General features: G+C 63.7%; 21 protein-coding genes. 11 read left to right on the top strand and 10 right to left on the bottom strand.

From position 1 onward, the window contains the following. Positions 1-21: 21 nt before the first annotated feature. From ABIA40_RS24425 to ABIA40_RS24415, 3 genes are all read right to left on the bottom strand, one after another. A complete protein-coding gene (locus tag ABIA40_RS24425) occupies positions 22-387 on the bottom strand; it encodes a VanZ family protein (RefSeq protein WP_036035545.1) in 366 nt (121 codons plus the stop codon). A gap of 90 nt (positions 388-477) precedes the next feature. Further along, positions 478-2016, bottom strand: coding sequence for an EAL domain-containing protein (locus ABIA40_RS24420; protein ID WP_404543566.1), 1539 nt, complete (start codon positions 2014-2016; stop codon positions 478-480). Between the two features lie 628 nt (positions 2017-2644). After that, on the bottom strand, positions 2645-2938 hold the full coding sequence (locus ABIA40_RS24415; protein WP_404546465.1) for a hypothetical protein: 294 nt from the start codon (positions 2936-2938) through the stop codon (positions 2645-2647). A gap of 909 nt (positions 2939-3847) precedes the next feature. On the opposite strand from ABIA40_RS24415, the gene ABIA40_RS24410 reads away from it, so the two are divergent. From ABIA40_RS24410 to ABIA40_RS24400, 3 genes are all read left to right on the top strand, one after another. Then, positions 3848-4138, top strand: coding sequence for a hypothetical protein (locus tag ABIA40_RS24410; RefSeq protein ID WP_036011277.1), 291 nt, complete (start codon positions 3848-3850; stop codon positions 4136-4138). A gap of 41 nt (positions 4139-4179) precedes the next feature. Then, positions 4180-4596, top strand: coding sequence for a hypothetical protein (locus ABIA40_RS24405; RefSeq protein ID WP_036011274.1), 417 nt, complete (start codon positions 4180-4182; stop codon positions 4594-4596). Positions 4597-4953: 357 nt separating this feature from the next. Continuing rightward, a complete protein-coding gene (locus ABIA40_RS24400) occupies positions 4954-5175 on the top strand; it encodes a hypothetical protein (RefSeq protein WP_244941397.1) in 222 nt (73 codons plus the stop codon). A gap of 15 nt (positions 5176-5190) precedes the next feature. Here ABIA40_RS24400 and ABIA40_RS24395 read toward each other — a convergent pair whose 3' ends face one another. Beyond that, a complete protein-coding gene (locus ABIA40_RS24395; protein ID WP_404543565.1) occupies positions 5191-6402 on the bottom strand; it encodes a hypothetical protein in 1212 nt (403 codons plus the stop codon). A gap of 183 nt (positions 6403-6585) precedes the next feature. Between ABIA40_RS24395 and ABIA40_RS24390 the strand changes: the two genes are divergently transcribed. Together ABIA40_RS24390 and ABIA40_RS24385 are read left to right on the top strand one after the other, a co-directional pair. After that, positions 6586-6828, top strand: coding sequence for a hypothetical protein (locus tag ABIA40_RS24390; protein WP_036035522.1), 243 nt, complete (start codon positions 6586-6588; stop codon positions 6826-6828). A 77-nt stretch (positions 6829-6905) separates the two neighbouring features. After that, complete coding sequence (locus ABIA40_RS24385; RefSeq protein WP_128262894.1) at positions 6906-7148, top strand: hypothetical protein; 243 nt, start codon at positions 6906-6908, stop codon at positions 7146-7148. 86 nt (positions 7149-7234) lie between these two features. On the opposite strand, the gene ABIA40_RS24380 is transcribed toward ABIA40_RS24385, so the two are convergent. Next, positions 7235-7561, bottom strand: a complete 327-nt coding sequence (locus ABIA40_RS24380) for an Ig-like domain-containing protein (RefSeq protein WP_244941382.1) — start codon at positions 7559-7561, stop codon at positions 7235-7237. A 481-nt stretch (positions 7562-8042) separates the two neighbouring features. Between ABIA40_RS24380 and ABIA40_RS24375 the strand changes: the two genes are divergently transcribed. After that, positions 8043-8402 (top strand): hypothetical protein, encoded by a 360-nt coding sequence (locus ABIA40_RS24375; RefSeq protein WP_157285517.1) that lies wholly within the window; start codon positions 8043-8045, stop codon positions 8400-8402. Position 8403: 1 nt separating this feature from the next. On the opposite strand, the gene ABIA40_RS24370 is transcribed toward ABIA40_RS24375, so the two are convergent. After that, complete coding sequence (locus ABIA40_RS24370; protein WP_404543563.1) at positions 8404-9057, bottom strand: hypothetical protein; 654 nt, start codon at positions 9055-9057, stop codon at positions 8404-8406. A gap of 20 nt (positions 9058-9077) precedes the next feature. Then, positions 9078-9815: a metallophosphoesterase family protein gene (locus ABIA40_RS24365; protein ID WP_275497428.1), complete on the bottom strand. Its 738-nt coding sequence runs from the start codon at positions 9813-9815 to the stop codon at positions 9078-9080. Positions 9816-10008: 193 nt separating this feature from the next. Between ABIA40_RS24365 and ABIA40_RS24360 the strand changes: the two genes are divergently transcribed. Then, positions 10009-10635 carry a transglutaminase-like cysteine peptidase gene (locus ABIA40_RS24360; protein ID WP_225188405.1) on the top strand — a complete coding sequence of 209 codons (627 nt, stop codon included), beginning with the start codon at positions 10009-10011 and terminating at the stop codon, positions 10633-10635. An 11-nt stretch (positions 10636-10646) separates the two neighbouring features. Here the strand turns inward: ABIA40_RS24360 and ABIA40_RS24355 are convergent, their stop codons facing one another. From ABIA40_RS24355 to ABIA40_RS24345, 3 genes are all read right to left on the bottom strand, one after another. After that, the gene (locus ABIA40_RS24355) at positions 10647-11918 is read right to left on the bottom strand and encodes a hypothetical protein (RefSeq protein ID WP_404543561.1); all 1272 of its coding nucleotides are present in this window, start codon (positions 11916-11918) and stop codon (positions 10647-10649) included. Positions 11919-12002: 84 nt separating this feature from the next. Then, the gene (locus tag ABIA40_RS24350) at positions 12003-12278 is read right to left on the bottom strand and encodes a hypothetical protein (protein ID WP_404543559.1); all 276 of its coding nucleotides are present in this window, start codon (positions 12276-12278) and stop codon (positions 12003-12005) included. 75 nt (positions 12279-12353) lie between these two features. After that, positions 12354-12926, bottom strand: a complete 573-nt coding sequence (locus ABIA40_RS24345; RefSeq protein WP_404543558.1) for a hypothetical protein — start codon at positions 12924-12926, stop codon at positions 12354-12356. 279 nt (positions 12927-13205) lie between these two features. Between ABIA40_RS24345 and ABIA40_RS24340 the strand changes: the two genes are divergently transcribed. The 4 genes from ABIA40_RS24340 to ABIA40_RS24325 all read left to right on the top strand — a co-directional run bounded on the left by ABIA40_RS24340 (position 13206) and on the right by ABIA40_RS24325 (position 17426). Continuing rightward, positions 13206-14408 (top strand): polysaccharide biosynthesis/export family protein, encoded by a 1203-nt coding sequence (locus ABIA40_RS24340; protein ID WP_404543556.1) that lies wholly within the window; start codon positions 13206-13208, stop codon positions 14406-14408. Positions 14409-14578: 170 nt separating this feature from the next. Then, complete coding sequence (locus tag ABIA40_RS24335) at positions 14579-15160, top strand: hypothetical protein (protein WP_404543554.1); 582 nt, start codon at positions 14579-14581, stop codon at positions 15158-15160. 28 nt (positions 15161-15188) lie between these two features. Then, positions 15189-16676 (top strand): O-antigen ligase family protein, encoded by a 1488-nt coding sequence (locus tag ABIA40_RS24330; RefSeq protein ID WP_404543553.1) that lies wholly within the window; start codon positions 15189-15191, stop codon positions 16674-16676. Positions 16677-16811: 135 nt separating this feature from the next. Further along, a complete protein-coding gene (locus ABIA40_RS24325) occupies positions 16812-17426 on the top strand; it encodes a hypothetical protein (protein WP_404543552.1) in 615 nt (204 codons plus the stop codon). Positions 17427-17435: the final 9 nt, after the last annotated feature.

Raw genomic sequence — 17435 nt, 5'->3', positions numbered from 1 at the left:
GCCGAGGCCGTGCTCGCCGTTTCAGGCAGGTGGTCTGGGCAGGAACGCCAGGATCATCTGGGCGAGCATGACGCCCACGGTGCCGCCCGCCGCCTTCTGCAGCACGTCGAGAAAGCCCGGATCGCGATCGGGTATGAACGCTTGCATCAGCTCCAGCCCCATGGCGACTGCGATGACGAGCGAGCAAGCCAGGCTAAACCGTCCGGGCAGCAGGAACGACAGCAGGAAGCCGAGCAGGCCATAGGCGCTGAAGCGCTCGATTACGACGATCCAATAGGCCTCGTGGTGACCCATGAGCGCAGGCCGGCCCGACAGCTTCGCCAGCGTGGCATAGGCGATCAGCGCCAGACAGATGCTTGCGGCTGCTATGAGGTGGTTCCTGCGCATGGCGCCAACATACAAGGTTGGTCGCCGCTCCGGTTCGAAAGCCGAAAACATCGTTAGAAAGTATCGTTAAGGCCTCTGTGGGCCGGCCAGTCAGGCCACCAAAGCCGTCGTACCGGATGTCGCCGCGCCCGGCTGCGCAACCTGACGCGACTCGATCAGCTCATGGAATTTGGCGGCGGGCAGGGGCGGCGCAACCAGATAGCCTTGGCCTTCCTCGACGCCGGAGGCGAGCAATGCGCGGAGCTGCTCCTCGGTCTCGATGCCTTCGGCGACCACGCTCATATTGAGATCCTTGGCGAGCGCCACCAGCATTTCCACGATCGTGGTCGTCGATGCGTCCACCGTGATCGTGTCCACGAAGAACTTGTCAATCTTGATCGTATCGGCGCCGAGGCCCTTCAGCCGCGACAGTCCGCTATGGCCGACGCCGACGTCGTCGATGGCGACGCGGAAGCCGCGGTCCCGCAGCTCGGCCACGACCGAAGCGGCGCGCGCGAGATCATCCAATTCGTCGCGCTCGGTGATCTCGACCACGATCTGGCGCGCGGAGACGCGTGCCGTCAGAACCGTGCGCCGCAGTGTCTCGACAAAGCCGGCGCTCAGGAGGTGCTTGGGCACGACGTTCAGCGACAGCTTGAAATTCTTGTCGGCCCTGAGCAATGGCCTGAGCTCGGTGAGCGCCGATCCCAGGATCTGCCAGGTCATCGCCTGGATGCGTCCGCTGGATTCGGCGAGCGGAATGAAATTCATCGGCGGGACCACCGAGCCATCGCGGCGCAGCCAGCGCGCCAGAATCTCGCAGCCCTTGATCCGACCTGTCCGGAGGTCGAAGATCGGTTGGTAATATGGCTTGAATTCGCCGGCTGTCAGCGCCCGGTCGAGATCGGCCACTGGCCCCTCCATGCGGCGGTTGCGTGCCAGCAGGATGCCGAAGATCGCGCCAAGTCCGAGGGCCACTGCGAGCGTTGGCCAATAGGCCTCGTTGTTCCAGCTCGACAGCACCGCGTGCTCGAGCCGGATCGTGGCATGAAGCGGGAGCCGAGCGGACGCTCGCTCGAAGCCGATCGGCACCGGCAGAGACTTGCCGGCCTCGGTCTGGAATTCGCCGAGCTTCTCGCCATTGCTCAAGGCGAGGATCACCTGGCTGTGCGCGCGCAGCTCGGCCGGCATGATGTCGAACAGGCTGGCATTGACACCGACAATGGCGACCAGGGCGGAGTTGCCATTGACGTCCCTGAGCACGCCCAGGGCGTCGCCGCCGAACTGCTCCACGCGGAACAGGGAAAGCGTCTTGTCGCGCGAAGGCAGCATGTCGCGGCGATCCACCCATCCCTTGTCGAATTCGAGCGTTTCGGAATAGGCCGAGCAGATCACCGAGCCGTCCGGCTTGACGAGGCGGACGTCCTTGATCGCCGAGCGCTGGTAGACATGCAGGCGGATGGCTTGCAGCGCCGCCGGCTCGCAGCTGGCGAAATTGCGCCGCGCGAGCTCGTCCAGGCTGCCTGCAGCGAAATCGACTGCAAGCTCCGATCGGCGCAGAACCACCTCGGTGAGCTCATTGAGCTGATGCGCCTGGTGCTGGCGAATGACGGCGCCAGCGGCGAAATGACCCGCCAAGGCGAACGCCATCGTGCTCGCAAGCACGAGTGCCACAAACGGGAGGTCTGGTCGCAGCACTCTCATCCGGCTCAGGCGAAAACAGGGCGGGGTGGAAAATTCAAGCAAGGCGTGGAGATTGATCCTAGCCAGCCGGGGCTAAGATAGGGTTTAACGGAGGACGGGCCCGAAAGGCGCGCCTGAGTGCCCCCAGCCAATAGTCCGGCGGCTCGGGGTTAGAAACAAGCATGGAAAGTTGAGCAGTATGATCAGGACGTTAAGCCTCGTGATGGCGTTGGCAATCGGGAGCTCTGTGGCCTCGGCGCAGGGAACCAAAGACACGCCATCGGGCACGCAACCCACCTCCGCGACGCGCAGTGGCACGGGCACGAATTCCGGATCGGACACGATGGGCGGCGCCTTCAAGGGAACGGGGACGCCCAGCTACGGAACCAGCCCCGGGATGGGGTCCCAGAAGAGGACGCAGAATTAAGTGTGGCGGCTGGCGGGGCACCGCCGGCAACCCGCTCAATCCACCGTCCGAGACGATGGCGGACCGGAACGACCCCGGGATAAGGGCGGCTGGCCCTATCGATGCGGGGCCCGTTGGACTGCAGCGGCCGGCCATGAAGCCGAGGCGAGGGCCGGTGCACTTCTAAGATCAGCTCTTCTTAGCCGCCTTCGACTTCAACGAAAGACCAAGCCGCAACGCCATGCGCTTGATCGCATCGGGCGAGCGCCCGAGAGCTTTCGCTGCCTGCTCCAGCGAGGTTGAAGACTTGGCCAGCTCGATGAGCCGGCGATCTTCCTTGAACGACCAGGGCCTGCGCGCCATAACCGAAATGATCCTCTCGTCGACACAACGACAAAGCCGCCAAGCGGACCCATGTTCGCTCGACGGCTTTGCTTGGGTGGGGCCGAGCTTGGGGGAGCCCGGTGCGAGATGGATAAGCAATCGCCGAAAGTTCGCAACAAACAACGCGGGTTAAGCTAACCTCTCAACCTTACCGCGATGAAGTTGGTGCATGGCGCTCCGTAGAAGCACGGATGCTTCGTCAGAATTGTTGTCTGCGACGGCCGCCAGAAACGTTCGAGAAACATATCGGCCTCTCGTGCATATCGCAGCTGTGCCCGAAGGCAGCGCATCCGGCCGCTTCGTTCGAGGCTGCTGCCGCAGTGAACACGGGTTAACATCGCAGCCTGGATATCGCCCTCGAACGATGAGAGATTTCGTCATCCTCTGGCCTCGTGGTTCTCGCGACGGCTAAAATTCAAGCACCGCGTTGCACAAACTTCATCTTCCTCTGACAAAACTTTCAGCGCCGATGATCTTGAAGTCGTCAGAACATCGCGATGAAATGTACCGGGAGGAGCGTTCCGATCATTGGGAACATTCCAAATGTTTGCAATTCTGGTTCTGATTTCGATTTTTGCAGCTGGCTTTTGCTGCGGCTACGGCGTGCGGGCATGGCGCTCGCGCAGGCGATCGGCACGATATCGTCTCTATGCGCCCTACACGCCGGCAGCGATGGGCGCCAAGCAGAGTGAGCATCCATCGTAGGCGCACAGCCATGTGAGCGCACACTGATCCTGCCGTGCGACCGGGTCGGATAACCATGCGCAGTTAGGTTAACGTGGTGCGGCGCTTGAGAGCTTTGGAAAGGCAACCTAGAACGTAGCAATTCATGGTGAGAGTTTAGCCGCCTCCATATTTTTCGCGGCTCGCATAGGTGGGCGTGAATGGCGTATTTGATTGCGTTGCTTGGCGCGACTTGCGTCCTCGTTTTGATCGCGTTTGTTCGTGGCTTTGAGCGGCGGCTGAAGGATCGTCCGGGGCCTTGGATCATGAACGAGGGCCCTGCGAATGACTGATCAAAGGCACAACGCGCCGCGCAGATACTTCGTCGATGCCCAAGGGCATCGCGTTTTGATCGGTCTGTCTCCGGAAGAGACGGCGGAGTTCGAAGCTCTGGATCTTGCATCGAACGAGACAGGGCAATTTACATCCGAGGTCCGCGTGCGAAAAGGAGCCGCTGCCGACGGCGAGATCCGCTGGCACGAGCTCTATTCCAAGCACGCGGGAGCTTGGCGGGCATGGATTGCACAAAGCCAGACCGCACGGGCGCCGGATTCAGGATTTGTTAACTACGTCTGACCGATGGTACCCGCCTGGATCTCGTATGTGGGATGGCCCGGATGTTTCAGCTGTTCCTGAGAGCGCGCGCACACAATCTTCTCGGCTCCCGCCGCGAGGACAAAACCTTCAAGGCCCGCTCGGCCGAGCGTGACGCGGAGACCGACCGCGGGCGGATCGGTGCCGTTTTGGCCGCGATCGAAACCGCCTTGCAGGAGGCGGAGAGGGAGCAGGCCGGGCTCAACCGGCGTGTCGACGATGCGCTTGCCCGTGCCTCCGTCACCTTCGGAAACGGCACCGATGAGTATCTCGAGCGGGAGCCGCTCGACAATCATCATCAGGATCTCTTCGCGGCCGACATCTCGAACGGCCAGCGCCGGCTCAAGGAATTGGCGAGCAGCATCGCCCACTTGAAGTTCGTCAAGACGGCAATGCTCACGCGCTTTCCGGATTTCAAGCCGCCGCAGCTGAACAGCTAGTCACGCGTCTGCGGCCATCCTTCGAGACGCCCGCTTTCAGCGTGCTCCTCAGGATGAGGAGGGAATGCGCGGCAGCAGCAATGTCAACGAGCACCGACGCCAAATGGCCTCATCCTGAGGAGGCGCGCAAGCGCCGTCTCGAAGGACGAGGCGTGAACATAGTCGCCGTCAGGAGGCGCCGCGGTAGCCCTACCGGCACGTACGGCAGATCGCACGACACTTCACCGGTTTGCCGTTTGGTGCTTCGATCCTTTTTGATATGATTACGAAAATCATTCATGGATTGAAGGAGCGTAAGAGGTGCCAGTCAAAAATTTGCGGACGTTGGTTGGATTGGCAGGTGCTTTGACATTGGCCGTGCCGGCGACGGCGTCGGCCATCACCGCCGAAGTGGCGCGGGCATGCGACGCCGCGGTGGCCAAGGCCTTTCCGCCCAGGCAGATCGGCAACCCCGCAGCGGGGAGTGCCAAGGGAACGGGCAAAGACCAGCGCGAGTACTTCCAGAAATGCGTCGCCAACAACGGCAAGGTCGACGACATGCCGGCGGATGCGCCAAAGGACAGCAAGCCGGCCAAATAGGAAACAAAGGCTGCGTTATCGCCGCGGCGGCGGGCAGGGCGAGTAGAACGCGCCGTTCGCCGCATTGATGCGCTCGACGCATTGGTTGGGATCGGTGATCGTCCCAGCGATGGTGAAGTCATAGCCCATGCCCCTGACCACCACGACGTAGCGGCCGGGCGCGAGCGTGAAGCCGTCTTGCTCCGGTTGCAGCAACAGCATTCTCGACTGGTCGTCAATCGGACCTACCTTGTAGGGGTAGGACATGCTGCGGATGACCCAGGAATCGCCGGCGCTGACCATGGCGGCCTTGCCCGTGGCATCGATGCCCATCGACCGGGACACTTTCGCGATCACCCGAACTTCGGTCCCGGTCGCATCGACACCCCCGTCGGGCCTGAACACGATGAATTTGACGTCGCCGTCCATCAAAGTGGTCGCGCTCGGCGTGTTGATGGCGGCCGAGATCGCGACGCGCCGGTCCGGAATCTTTCCCGGCACTGGCTTGAGCTCATGGAGCTGGCCCTCGCTCAAGGCGTAGACGCCGAACGTCGTCGGCAGGGGCATCGAGGGGTGCGCCGCCGGCGCCGGCTCCTTTGCGCTCTCCGGGGTTCGTTCAGCGGTCTCGCTGGCCGAGGGAGTCGGAATCGCGGTCAGCTGAGGCTCCGGGCTCTTGGCCGAACGTTCGGGCTGCGCCATCTGCGACGATGCCGTCAGTTGTGCCTTCAGCCGCGGCCAATACACGACCGCAGTGCCGGCGCCCGCAATGAGCAGGAGGATCGCGGTGAATCGAACGAGAGACTTGAAAGCGCCGCTCCGTTTGGGTTGGTCGGGCGACCCTGGCGGTGCGGCAGGACGCCGCGGCGTCTCGGCAGCCATCGGAATGGCTGATGACGCCGAGGCAGCGAGCGTCGGAATGGGCGGGGGGACGGGGACGTTCGCCGGTGGAGAATTCGGCACGGGGACCGAGGCATCCCTGGTCGGTGAAGACTTCTCGCTTCGCTCAAAGGCGCGTTCGACCTCCCGAATGGCGCGTTCGAGGACTTGCTGGAGCTCTCGCGCTTCCCGCGCATCGGCGTGGGTGAATTGTTCCAGAAGCTTGACGCGAGCCAGCTCGTAGACGACATCCCGCATCTGCCTGGGGTCGCCGGAGACTTCGCGGATCCGCTCTGACAACAGGCGGACGAGCCCGGCCTTGATCTCTTGCGCCTGCGAGGCGTTGGCTGCGGTGTCGCCGGTCTCGGTCATCAAGAGCGATCAACTAGCCCGGATAGTGCCGTTTCGCTAGGTTTTTTCACCCCGGATCGCGTCGGTTGCGGTGAAACACGCTGATGCTCCGGCCGCAAAGGTCCTGCGCGTTCGTTTCGTAGCGCTTGCTTTTGGGCGGAAACCTGTGACATTTCGACCGGCTCCTTCTTCCGGTGTGTGACCATGCGCGGCATTTTGACAGCAATCATGTTTTTGGCCTTTCTGGTTCAGTCTGCTTCTGCACAAGGGACCAAGGATCAGGCCAACACGACGAGCTCCAGCATCGTGACGACGACCGACAAAAAGAAGCAGACCACCCAGGCTGCCTCGCGGCCCACGGCTGTCCGGAACGTGGGTAGCGGTTCTACCGGACAGGCGGCCCAAGGTGTCTGGAGGAATGGCAAGCTGATCGCCGTGCCGCGGTGAGGTCGCGCAACGAACCGTGATGCCGTCGTGAAGGAACGGTCTTCGCCTCCCTGACGTTCTTGCTCGGGAGATATCGCATGAAACGAATAGTCTTGATCACACTCGCCCTTGTGGTGCCTGCGGGCGCCTGGGCCCAGGGCGTCAGCGATCCGTCGACGCCCAACCGCAATGTGATCATCGTCAACCCGTCGCAGCCCGCGCGTCCCAACGCGACGCCGAATATCCCGAGCCGGATCGAGCCTCCCGTGACGACTTACGGACGGGCCCGGCCCTATCACGGGAATACAACCCGGGGCAGCGGGTCGAGCCGCCGCTATTAGAGCGTACTGCTCTGGAGCATGCTCCGCGTAATGACGATTTTGTCCTGGTCTCATCGCGTTAGCCGCGCTGACCACCCTTCGAGGCGTTATTGCGGGTTGACTTCGACCTCCAGGGTCGATGTCCCCGCAGCATGACGGTTCTTGCCCGAGATCAGCAGTGTAAACTTGTCGCTGCCGCGCGCCCCGGCTTCTGCCGAATAGCGGAAGCCGGACCCGACCACCGCCAATTGTCCCCGTGATGGCCCGCTCACGACCGATACTTTGAAGATTTGCATGTACGACCATCGCAGTCCCTGGATGCAATCCGCTCCAGGCGCGATCGACATCGTCCATTTCACGGTGTCTTGCGACAACTCAAACGGCGTACGCTCCTTGACGCAGGCGGGACTGGCGTGAGCCAGCAAGCCAGGCATGGCGGACGCCGCAGCGGCAACACTTAACAGCAATGTCGGTCTTGCTCGCATTCTCGGCTACTCCATCAGCGAATGCCGAAACCGGCTGTGATGACCTGGTGCGAGAACGGAGCAGTTTGCCCCGTAAGGCGATCACGGACGTGGATCTCGGGTCCACCAATCATCCGGTCGGCCTGCCTCGGATCATGCCATACTACCCCTATTTTGCCCGACGGATCAAATCGAATTTCGGGAAATACGTAAGCCATTGATTTGGCTGGGTGACGGCTACTGTGCATGGGGTTGTTTTTCGCTTTTTGTTGGGACGGCCCCCGCGTTGATAAGATGTTGCAATCGGCGACCGCATAAGCTGAAGTTGCGCGGCGGGCTCTGCTGCCGCTCGGCCCGCTTTGGAGTCATCTGAGTGCAATCTGCTCGCTGCAAGTCGGTATCAAACCGCTGGAGACTGGCGCGCGCGCCGGTTCGGGCGGCCGCTGTCGGATTGGCTCTTTACGCCTGCCCGCTCTCGTGCCGTGCTCAGACCGAGCCGGAGCCGTCCATCAACGACTATCTTCCGCCGAGCGAGCCGGAAGTCTCGCGCGACGAATGGCGGCAGCGCATCGAGGATGCGCGGCGCCGTGCCAAGGGGGTTGCGCGCGAGCGGCGCGAGCATCCGGACCTCTACAAGCCGATTCCGGAAGATCCGGACCTCGTCGCGACCGAACGTCTGCTTCGCGACGACAGCCTGCAGCGAGGCGACATCGTCGCCACCAAGAAGGGCATGTTCGTCTACCAGGGGCGATCCGACCAGCCGCGCCGCGATCAGGACTTCGTGCCGGTGAACCCGAAATCAGTCCGCTGATTTAGTACCGCCGCAAGATCTCGTTGAACTTGGGATCGGTGACCTTCGTGGCCTCGAGCAGCAGCGACTTGCCTTGCGGCGTTGCCTGCACATAGGCCGCGATCAGCAGCGGCTCGTAACGCGAGCGGTTGGCCAGCGCCGACCGGATGTCGGATTGCGCCAGCAGCTTGATCTCGTCGTCGGTTGCCGCGGCGCTCGAGGTCACGGTGCGGACGCGTGAGAAGGCAACGTCGATCGGCACCGACCCGGTCAAGTACGACATCTTCACCGCAGGCGTGACCGCCTCGCCGGCCTGGGCCTGTAGCGTGCCGAGCGTGAGCCAGAGCGCCGGCCTGATCGGCGAGACTTTCAAGGCTGCCACGACAGCGGCTTGGGCCGTCTTGTTCTCGCTGGCCCTTCCGCCTGCCTCGGCCGACGGACGGTGCAGAACGTCGGCGGCCATCGCTGCCGCATGATTTGCCAGGAGGTCGCCATCCCACGAAAAGGATGCCAGGCTGCCTGCCGCCGCGAGCTTGGCCTTGTCCGGCGGAATCTCGCCCGAGAACAAGTCGCGGGCGCGAAAGTTCGGCCGTACGAGATCGCCATAGAACGTCATGCCGGCGTGGAGCGCCAGCGCGATCGCGGTCAAGATACCAATGGCGCGAAGCGTGATCACCGAAGTTGCGGCCTAAGCTTTCAAATTGCGAGGAGACTATCGCCTTGGATCGTCAATAGGGTCAAGTTGCCGGTCGCATAAGCGCCGGTGTCGATGTTGATGCGGTTCGAGCGGATATCGGGCGCGCTGACCGGCGTATGGCCGTGTACGATATATTTGCCGAAGCGCTCCTCGGAGGCGAGGAATTCCTCGCGGATCCAGAGCAGATCCTCATCCTTCTGGCGATCGAGCGGGACGCCCGGTTTGACGCCGGCATGGACGAAGAAGAAGTCGCCGCAGGTAAAGGACGAGGGCAATTGCTGGAGGAAGGCGAGGTGCTCCGGCGGGAGCGCACGTCTCAGTCCCTCGATCAGTTCGACCTGCTGCTCGGCGGAAGGGTTCATCGTCGGCATGACGCCGTAGGAGACCAGCGTCAGCAGACCGCCATAGTGGCGCCACTCCTGCAGGCGGGCCGGGTCCTTGAGGACCTCGAGCAGGAAGACCTCGTGATTGCCCTTCAGACATACCGTCTCGTGCGACTTCGAGCGTTCGATCAAGAGATCAAGAACGGCGCGTGAGTCCGGGCCGCGGTCGACATAGTCACCGAGAAAGACCTGAATGGCGCGTTGCGGCGCCGAGCGGGCCAAGTCGGCGTCGATCACGGTTAACAGCGATTGAAGCAAGTCGGCACGGCCATGCACGTCGCCGATCGCATAGACGCGGACGCCGTCGGGAAGCCGCGGCTTGGTCTTCTTTCGAAAGCGGGAGGAAAGGCCCATCAGGTCGGTCGAATCGCTTCCAGCGTCACGAGCGGAACGTCGTGACCGCTCTTAGCAGAACAAGTCACACATCGGTATTCTTAATTGTTTCCGACCGATGAGCCCGCATTTTGATTAAAGCCTCGCGTGGCCTTTGAGCCGTATTTCAAGAGGTCTCGCGTAGCGTCTCCCCAACAAGAACGGGGAGCGCGACATGCGCAAAGTTGTGAAGTTCCTGGCGGCCGTCGCCGCCATCGTCGTTGCTGCGGGGGTGCAGCAGAAAGCGGAAGCCGCCTTCGTCGGGGCGCCCCTGGGGCTGCGCGGCGCCATCCACTACATCAAGTTCGACCAGCCGACGCTGCCGCCGATGGCGTTCACGCTCTTCTGCCTGAAGTACAAGGACGAGTGCAAACCGCGTCCGCAGCGGATCGTCTTCCGCGGCGGCCGTCTGAAGCTGACGGCCGAGCGCATGGCGCAGATGCAGGAGGTCAATCAGCGGGTCAATGCCGCGATCCGCCCCGAGGCCAATCTGGAAGGGCTGCGCGGCGAGAAGTGGCTGCTGCATCCGGCAAGCGGCGACTGCAACGACTATGCCGTGACAAAACGCCACGATCTGATCGCCAAGGGCTTTCCGGCGCGCTCGGTGCTGCTGAGCGAGGTCGTGACCAGCTGGGGCGAGCATCATCTCGTGGTCGTGGTGCGCACCTTCTCCGGCGATCTCGTGCTGGACAATCTCTCCGGCCACATCATGTCGTGGTCGAAGAAGCCCTATCGCTGGGTCCGCATTCAGTCGCCCAAGAACCCGAACTACTGGGCCTCGCTCGGTGACCGCGCGGTCTGATCACCCGCGCGCTATCGTGATCCGGATTGGCTGACGCTCTGCGACAGCCCGAGGCCCACGATCACCGAAAGACAGAGGATTGCTGCCGGGTGCAGCAATCCGGGTCCGGCAAAGCTCTGAACCAGCGCAAACAGCACACAGGCCGCGGCCGCCGCGGGAAAGAACGAGTCGCGTCCGCGCTGCAGCGCGCCGAAGAACAGGCGCACCAAAGCGAGCAGGCTCACCGCGATCATGGCAACCAAGCCGACCCAGCCCATCCCCGCAAACACCGATGTGGCCGCCGAGGGCGCCGTCAGGACGGCGCCGGCATCGCTCAGATAGATCCTGCCCACCGCAGTAAAGGTGCCGGCGCCGGCGCCGAACCAGCGGGTGTCGGCCAACATCCGCTCGAGCGCGGCCTTCGTCTCGGCTCCCATCTCCGGCACGAGCCGCAGGAGGATCGGTCCGGAGTTCTTCTCGAACAGGAAGGTCAGCACGATGGCCGCGCCGGCCAGGGCTGCCACCGACAACGCGCTCGCGGCCAAGAGCGACAGATCGAGTCTGCGGATGACAAGGATCAGCAGGATCAGCACGACGCCGAAGGCCGCTGCGATGGCGCTGTTCGTCCCTGATAACCCAAAGATCGCGGCGGCACTGACCAAGGCTCCGACGAGACCGCAAAGTCCGATCGCGATCGAGCGAAGGACCGAATGATGCGTCTCCGCCCGTTCAGCGGCGAGCTGCATGACCGCCAGATTGAGCATGAGGCCGAGCCCGGCCAGGCTGGTCGTGAGGTCATGAGGGACGGATCCGGCTAGCGTCGGCGAGAGCCGATGCATGTCCAACATCAAGGCGGAGACCGCGGTGATGCCGCTCAGAACGAACAGAACCAGCTCCGCACGGCCGCGGTTGCGGACCACCAGGATCGCGACGCCGAGTAATGAGATAGCGGCGAGCGCCAGCAGCAGCGCATTCACCGTCAAGCCGATATCGGCCGTGATCGGCCCGAGCGAGAGGCCACCGATCACCTCGTGGGCGCTGGCCCAGATCGGATGCGCAAAGCGCAGCGGAAGCGGAGCGAGCTGGGCCGCGATGCACAGCGGAATGGCGACCAGAATCCAGCGGCCCCAGGAGGTCGCACGGACATAGTGCTCGTAGTCGACCTTTCGCGCGCTCAAGGCGGCGGCCAGCAGGCCTAACGCTGCGGCCATCGTCCCGAGCTGCGCCCCCAACGTGGCGCCGGCGATTTCGAGAGCGGTAGCGGAAACGATGGAGACGATGAGGGCAAAATAAGCGAGGGACAAACGGCGCGCTCGAAGCGAATCCTGAAACGGTCAGGTCACCATACAAGCGGGCGGTGCGTTTTCAAACAGAGGCTTGCGTTGCGATCAGCGGGTGGCCTTGACCGGTCGACCGAAGACGCGGGTGGCGCGTGCGGCGGCAAGGGCAAAGCGCGCGCCCGAACCGAAGAGGTAACCGCCCTGGAGGGCGATGGCGGCCAACGCCGCAGCCTTCATGCCGTCAAGAAAGCCCAGGCTGGTCATCATGCTAACCGGCAGCATGGTGAGCACCAGCGCAAATGTGACCGGCAGGAGCACGAACACGCGAAAGCGTTGGCCCAGCACGGCACCTGTGAGAAAGCTGAAAATCAAAAAGGCGGTCATCCGAAACACTCTCCGTGCTCCGGACCCTAGATTCCCCGCCTAAAAAGACCCTTAAGTTGTATGGCTAAATTTGGCCTATTGGCCGCAATTTGCCAGCAGCGAATGATAGGCCTCCCGCAGCCCGTTGAGCGCCACCATCCCCTTGATCTCGCTGTCGCCTTCCCGGACCACCACGGACAGGGAGGCCGTCGTCTGCCACTTCCCGGCGGCAAAGGCCGAGACCTCGTCGGGCAACAGCACGGCCGCGCCCGCGGCCGCCATGCTGGCATCAAAGGTCAAAGTGCCGCCGCCGCTCGCAGCGATGGTCACCTTGGGGCGGCTCCGGGGCGGGAAGGGCCGGATCAAGGCCACCAGCACATCGACCTTGCCCTTCGGGGCGCAGCGCACGATCAGGCCGGCGAAGTCCGGGTCCGATTGGCTGGTGTCGGCAGTCTTCATGATGGCCGCGAAGCTTTCGCCGTCCTTGGCCCCTTGGGTCCGGGTGAATTTCCAGACGGACGCGGACGCAGGGGCGGCCACCTCAACAACGGCCGCGCCGCGACACCACGCCCCGGCGCTGCCAGGGCAGGCGACGGCGGGGCCCCATGTGCGATCGGCGGCGCCAAAGAGGGAGCCCGCCAACAGCGGGATCAGAAGGAGGCCAGACACCGGGAGTTCCTATCCTTAACAGCGCAGACTTAGCAGACGGCGGCACGTCCAAGAAGCCTCGCGGTCGACACACTTGGCCCGCAACCGGGGCGATTTGCCGCCTAATCGGGCACACGAAATACAACAAATAGTCACAAAGACTTAAACCAAGCCCCAAACAGTGGCCCACACGCAACAGTGGTCGGCCGATCGCATCGTTAACCACTCGGGAACCCTTGTCGCACCGCCCCCTAGGCCGTACCAATCCAGAGCTTATTGGGGTCTCTTGGGGCGCGATTCATGCATTCCTTTGCCAAGTCATATCTTTTCAAGCCAGCTTTTCTGCTGGCCGCTCTAGCGCTCGGGGCCTGCTCGACCAATCCCGGATCGGGACCGCTCACCGACGACGTCAACAACAAGATCCAGACCGAAAACGCGCCGGCCTACGAGCTGGTGCCACTCAATCCGGCGACCGTGAAGATCCTGCACACCCACGAGCCCAAGGGCCTCGCCGGCGTGTTCACCGACCGCCGTCCGCCCGCGAGCATCGTGTTCGGCATCGGCGACGTCGTCAGCGTCACCATCTTCGAAGCCGCGGCAGGCGGTCTGTTCATCCCGGCGGAAGCCGGTGTCCGCCCGGGTAACTATGTGACGATCCCGGATCAGTCGGTCGACAATGACGGCTTCATCACCGTGCCCTATGCCGGTCAGATCAAGGCCGCAGGCCTGACGGCGGTCCAAATCCAGCGCGCGATTGTCGAGAGGATCGGCAACCGCGCCATCGAGCCGCAAGCGGTCGTGGCGATGTCCTCGCAGCGCACCCAGCTGATCAGCGTGCTCGGCGAGGTCAATTCGCCGGCGCGTTATCCGGCGAGCGCGGCGGGCGCGAAGGATCGCGTGCTCGATGCGATCACCCGCGCCGGCGGCATCAAGGGCCAGGGCTTCGAGACCTGGGTCATGCTGGAGCGTGGCGGACGGCGGGCCACCGTGCCGTTCGAGAATCTCGTGATGGCGCCCGAGAACAACGTCTATGTGCGGCCCGACGACAGCATCTACGTCTATCGCGAGCAGCAGAAGTTCCTGGCGTTCGGCGCCAGCGGCCAGAGCGGCGAGTTCAACTTCGACGCCTGGCGCATCAATCTCGGCGAAGCGGTCGGCAAGGCTGGCGGTCTCCTGGATGGCCAGGCCGATCCGGCGGCCGTTTATCTCTATCGCCGCGAGCCGCGCGAGGTTGCGGCCCAGCTTGGCATCGACGTGAGCAAGTACACCTCGGAGACGATCCCGGTCATCTTCAACGTGAACTTCCGCGATCCAGGCGGCTTCTTCCTTGCCACCAAGGTCATGATGAAGAACGGCGACATCATCTACGTCTCGAACTCGCGCAACGTCGAAGTTGCCAAGTTCCTGAACTACCTGCGTGTGATCATGGCGACCGGCAGCGACAGCATCAATCTCGCCAACGACGCCCTGATCTTCCGCAACAACATCAAGCTGGCGCCGTAAGACGCCGACTTGATCGACGAAATCGATGGCACCGGGGCTTTGTCCCGGTGCCATTTTCGTTTAGCAATCGAAGTGGTTCTGCTGCGCCGACAGCCCGGGATCTGGATCAAGGCGCCACTCGGCACGGGCGCGCCGGTCATCGGTCACCCCGCGGCTTTGCAAGGGGCTTCATGCGCTTTCGAACATTTTGCCGTCTTCTGGCTCTCGTCCCGCTTACCTTCGCGCTTGCACCGGTCGGGCCGGTGCTCGGCGCTGCCGCAGAGATGGGCGTCCGCCACCGCATCGACGTGATGGTGTCCGCCGAGCCCGATGCTCCCGTGCTGTCGCGCCTCAAGGGCGCCAAGGGCGAGCTGTCCTTCACCGTCCGCCTCTCGGCGAACTCCAAGGAGAGCAAGTTCTTCGGCATGCTGCGCCCGTCCTTCCCCGACATCGTCGTGCCCGATGGCCCGGGCAAGCCGCTGGTGCAGCAGACCAAGCTGTGGGAGGAGGATGTCTGCCATCAGCGCCGCGGCCTGCCGAAGGTCACCGTGACCCAGCTCGGCGGGCATTTTGCGCAAGGCGAGGGGCGGATCGAGATTTCCGCCATCAACCGGCACATCGGCGTCCTGGTCCCGCCCGACGAATTAACCCCCGGAATAAAGCTCGATCAGGGGAGTGATAGCTTTGGACTATTCTATGCGTTCCGCGCGCAGAGCCGGAACAGCCGCCTCAACGTGGATCTGAAGATCTATCCCATCGATTGCTTCCTCTAAGCCCAGAGCACAGCTCGCAAGAACGACGATGCGCCTTTGGCTTCCCAAAATTCGCTGGTCGTGGAGCTTGCCCGCGACCTTCATCCTGTTCTTCGTGGCCGCAAGTGCGCCGTTTCCGTTCGGCTCGACCAACGACCTGTCGATCGCGTTCTGGTGCCTGTGCCTCGGCATCGCGGTCATTTTCGCGCCGACGCGCGATCTCCGCACGCCGCATCTCTGGCTGCTTGCGGGCATCGGCGTGATCGTTGCCGCCTATGCCTTCGTGCTGCACGAGCAGCTTTCCGATCATCCCTTCGTCGCGCCGTTCCAGCCGATCTGGAAGCAGGCCTCGGATCTGCTCGGCGTGCCGATCGCCCCGTCCGCGTCCATCGTCAAGAACGAGGCGTTCTTCGCGCTCGGCGCGCCGCTCGCCAACATCCTCGCCATCGTGCTCGGCATCACCGTCGGCGCCGATCGGATGCGTGCGCGCCGCCTGGTCTGGGTGATCGCGATCTCGGGCGCGGCTTATGCCCTTTACGGCGTACTCTCGTTCCTGATCGAGCCCACCATGATCCTGTGGCGGGACAAGACGGCCTATCTCGGCAGCGTCACCGGCACCTTTATCAACCGCAACACGGCGGCGGCCTATTTCGGCTCGGCCGCGGTGATCTGGATGCTGCTGATCCTGGAGGACGTCCGTCGCCGCCTGCCGGAGCGGCACATCGAGTGGCGGCGCCTGTCGCTCGACCTGCGCGCGATCCCGCCGAGAGAGATCCTGCCGCAGCTCGCGTGCCTGTTGATCTGCCTGATGGCGATGTTCATGACCACCTCGCGCGCCGGCGTCGGCCTGTCGCTGCTCGCGATGATCGTCGCCTTCACGCTGTTCCTGCGGAAAGACTTGCCGCCGCGCACCGGCATCTGGATCTCGCTCGGCGCAGGGCTCGCCGTCGCGCTTGGCCTGTTGCAGTTGCTCGGCGGCCGCGTCTCCAGCCGCTTCGACAGCCAGGGCCTGGTCGACGAGGGCCGCATCGAGGCCTGGAAATCGACGCTGCGGATCATCGCCGACAATCCCTGGTTCGGCACCGGCATGGGCACCTTCCAATGGGCCTTCCCGCCGTACCGCAGCCCCAACATCTCGATTCGCGGCGTCTGGGACGCCGCGCATTCGACGCCGCTGGAGCTTGCCTCCGAGGTAGGCATCCCGATGGCGCTGCTGGTGGCGCTCGGCTGGGCGATCATGCTGCTGGTGCTGGCGCGGGGCGTATTCACCCGCCGGCGGGACGTCATCATTCCGCTGGCGGCGGCGGCGACGGCGACGCTGTCGCTGCTGCATTCGTGCCTCGACTTCACGCTGCAAGTGCCCGGCTACAGCATTCCGTTCTTTGCGCTTTTCGGCGTCGGCCTGGCGCAGTCCTTCTCCCGCCGTGACGGCCGCGCCACGGCCGATGCCATCGCCACCGCACCGCGAGGCGAGGGCCGCTCGGCAACCGCGGCCCGAGCCCCGCGCGCGCAGGGCGAGCTTCACAAAAGTGTCTAGATATGAAGCAGTTGCGCCGTTTACGAAGTCTTTAGAATAAGTGGACAGCTGTTTTCTCTTCCGCTAGGTTCCGCACTGCACAGCCATTTGCCCGGGCCGAGGAATCGGGGCAGCTGATTTTTTGGAGGTTGATTTATGAGCGTTATCCGAAACGCGCTTCGCATGGCTGCCGCCGCGGCCTTCGCCGCGACGATCACCACGGCCGCCAGCGCCGCCGTTTACCCGCCGCAGCGCCAGCTGCCGGCCACCGTCATTTCCGACTTCAAGGCCGCTCCCAACAGCCTCTTGCAGCAATATCCGACCGGCGGCCCGCAGCTGATCTCGCGCGTGCGCGACCTCGGCGCCTCCGATCCGACCACGCTTCCGGGCCTGATCGCGCTGCTCAAGGATCCCGCGACCACCAAGGACCAGATGCGCGCGATCGTCGGCGGCCTCGCCCAGGTCGCCCGTCTGGCCGCGCAGAGCGACCAGGCCTTTGCCAATGAGATCCAGACCGCGATCGCCGGCATCGGCAACCCCGACGTGATCGCCGCCTACCAGGCCGCGACCGGCGACGTCGCGATCGCCGCGACCGGCGGCGGCGGTGGTGGTGGCAGCGGCTCAGGCGGCCCGACCGGCAACAACTTCCCCAACGGCGGCAATGGCGGCGGCGCTGTCAGGTTCGGCAACAACAACAACGCCAACAATCCGCCCGCGACCGCCGGCGGCGGTGTCGGCGGCACCACCCCCAATCAGGTGAGCCCGCGCTAAACCCGTGCG

It is taken from the genome of Bradyrhizobium sp. USDA 223, from assembly GCF_044909005.1.
Classification (GTDB): domain Bacteria; phylum Pseudomonadota; class Alphaproteobacteria; order Rhizobiales; family Xanthobacteraceae; genus Bradyrhizobium; species Bradyrhizobium yuanmingense.
Note: the sequence above shows the minus strand (reverse complement) of the source record. Positions and strands in the feature narration are given on the sequence as shown.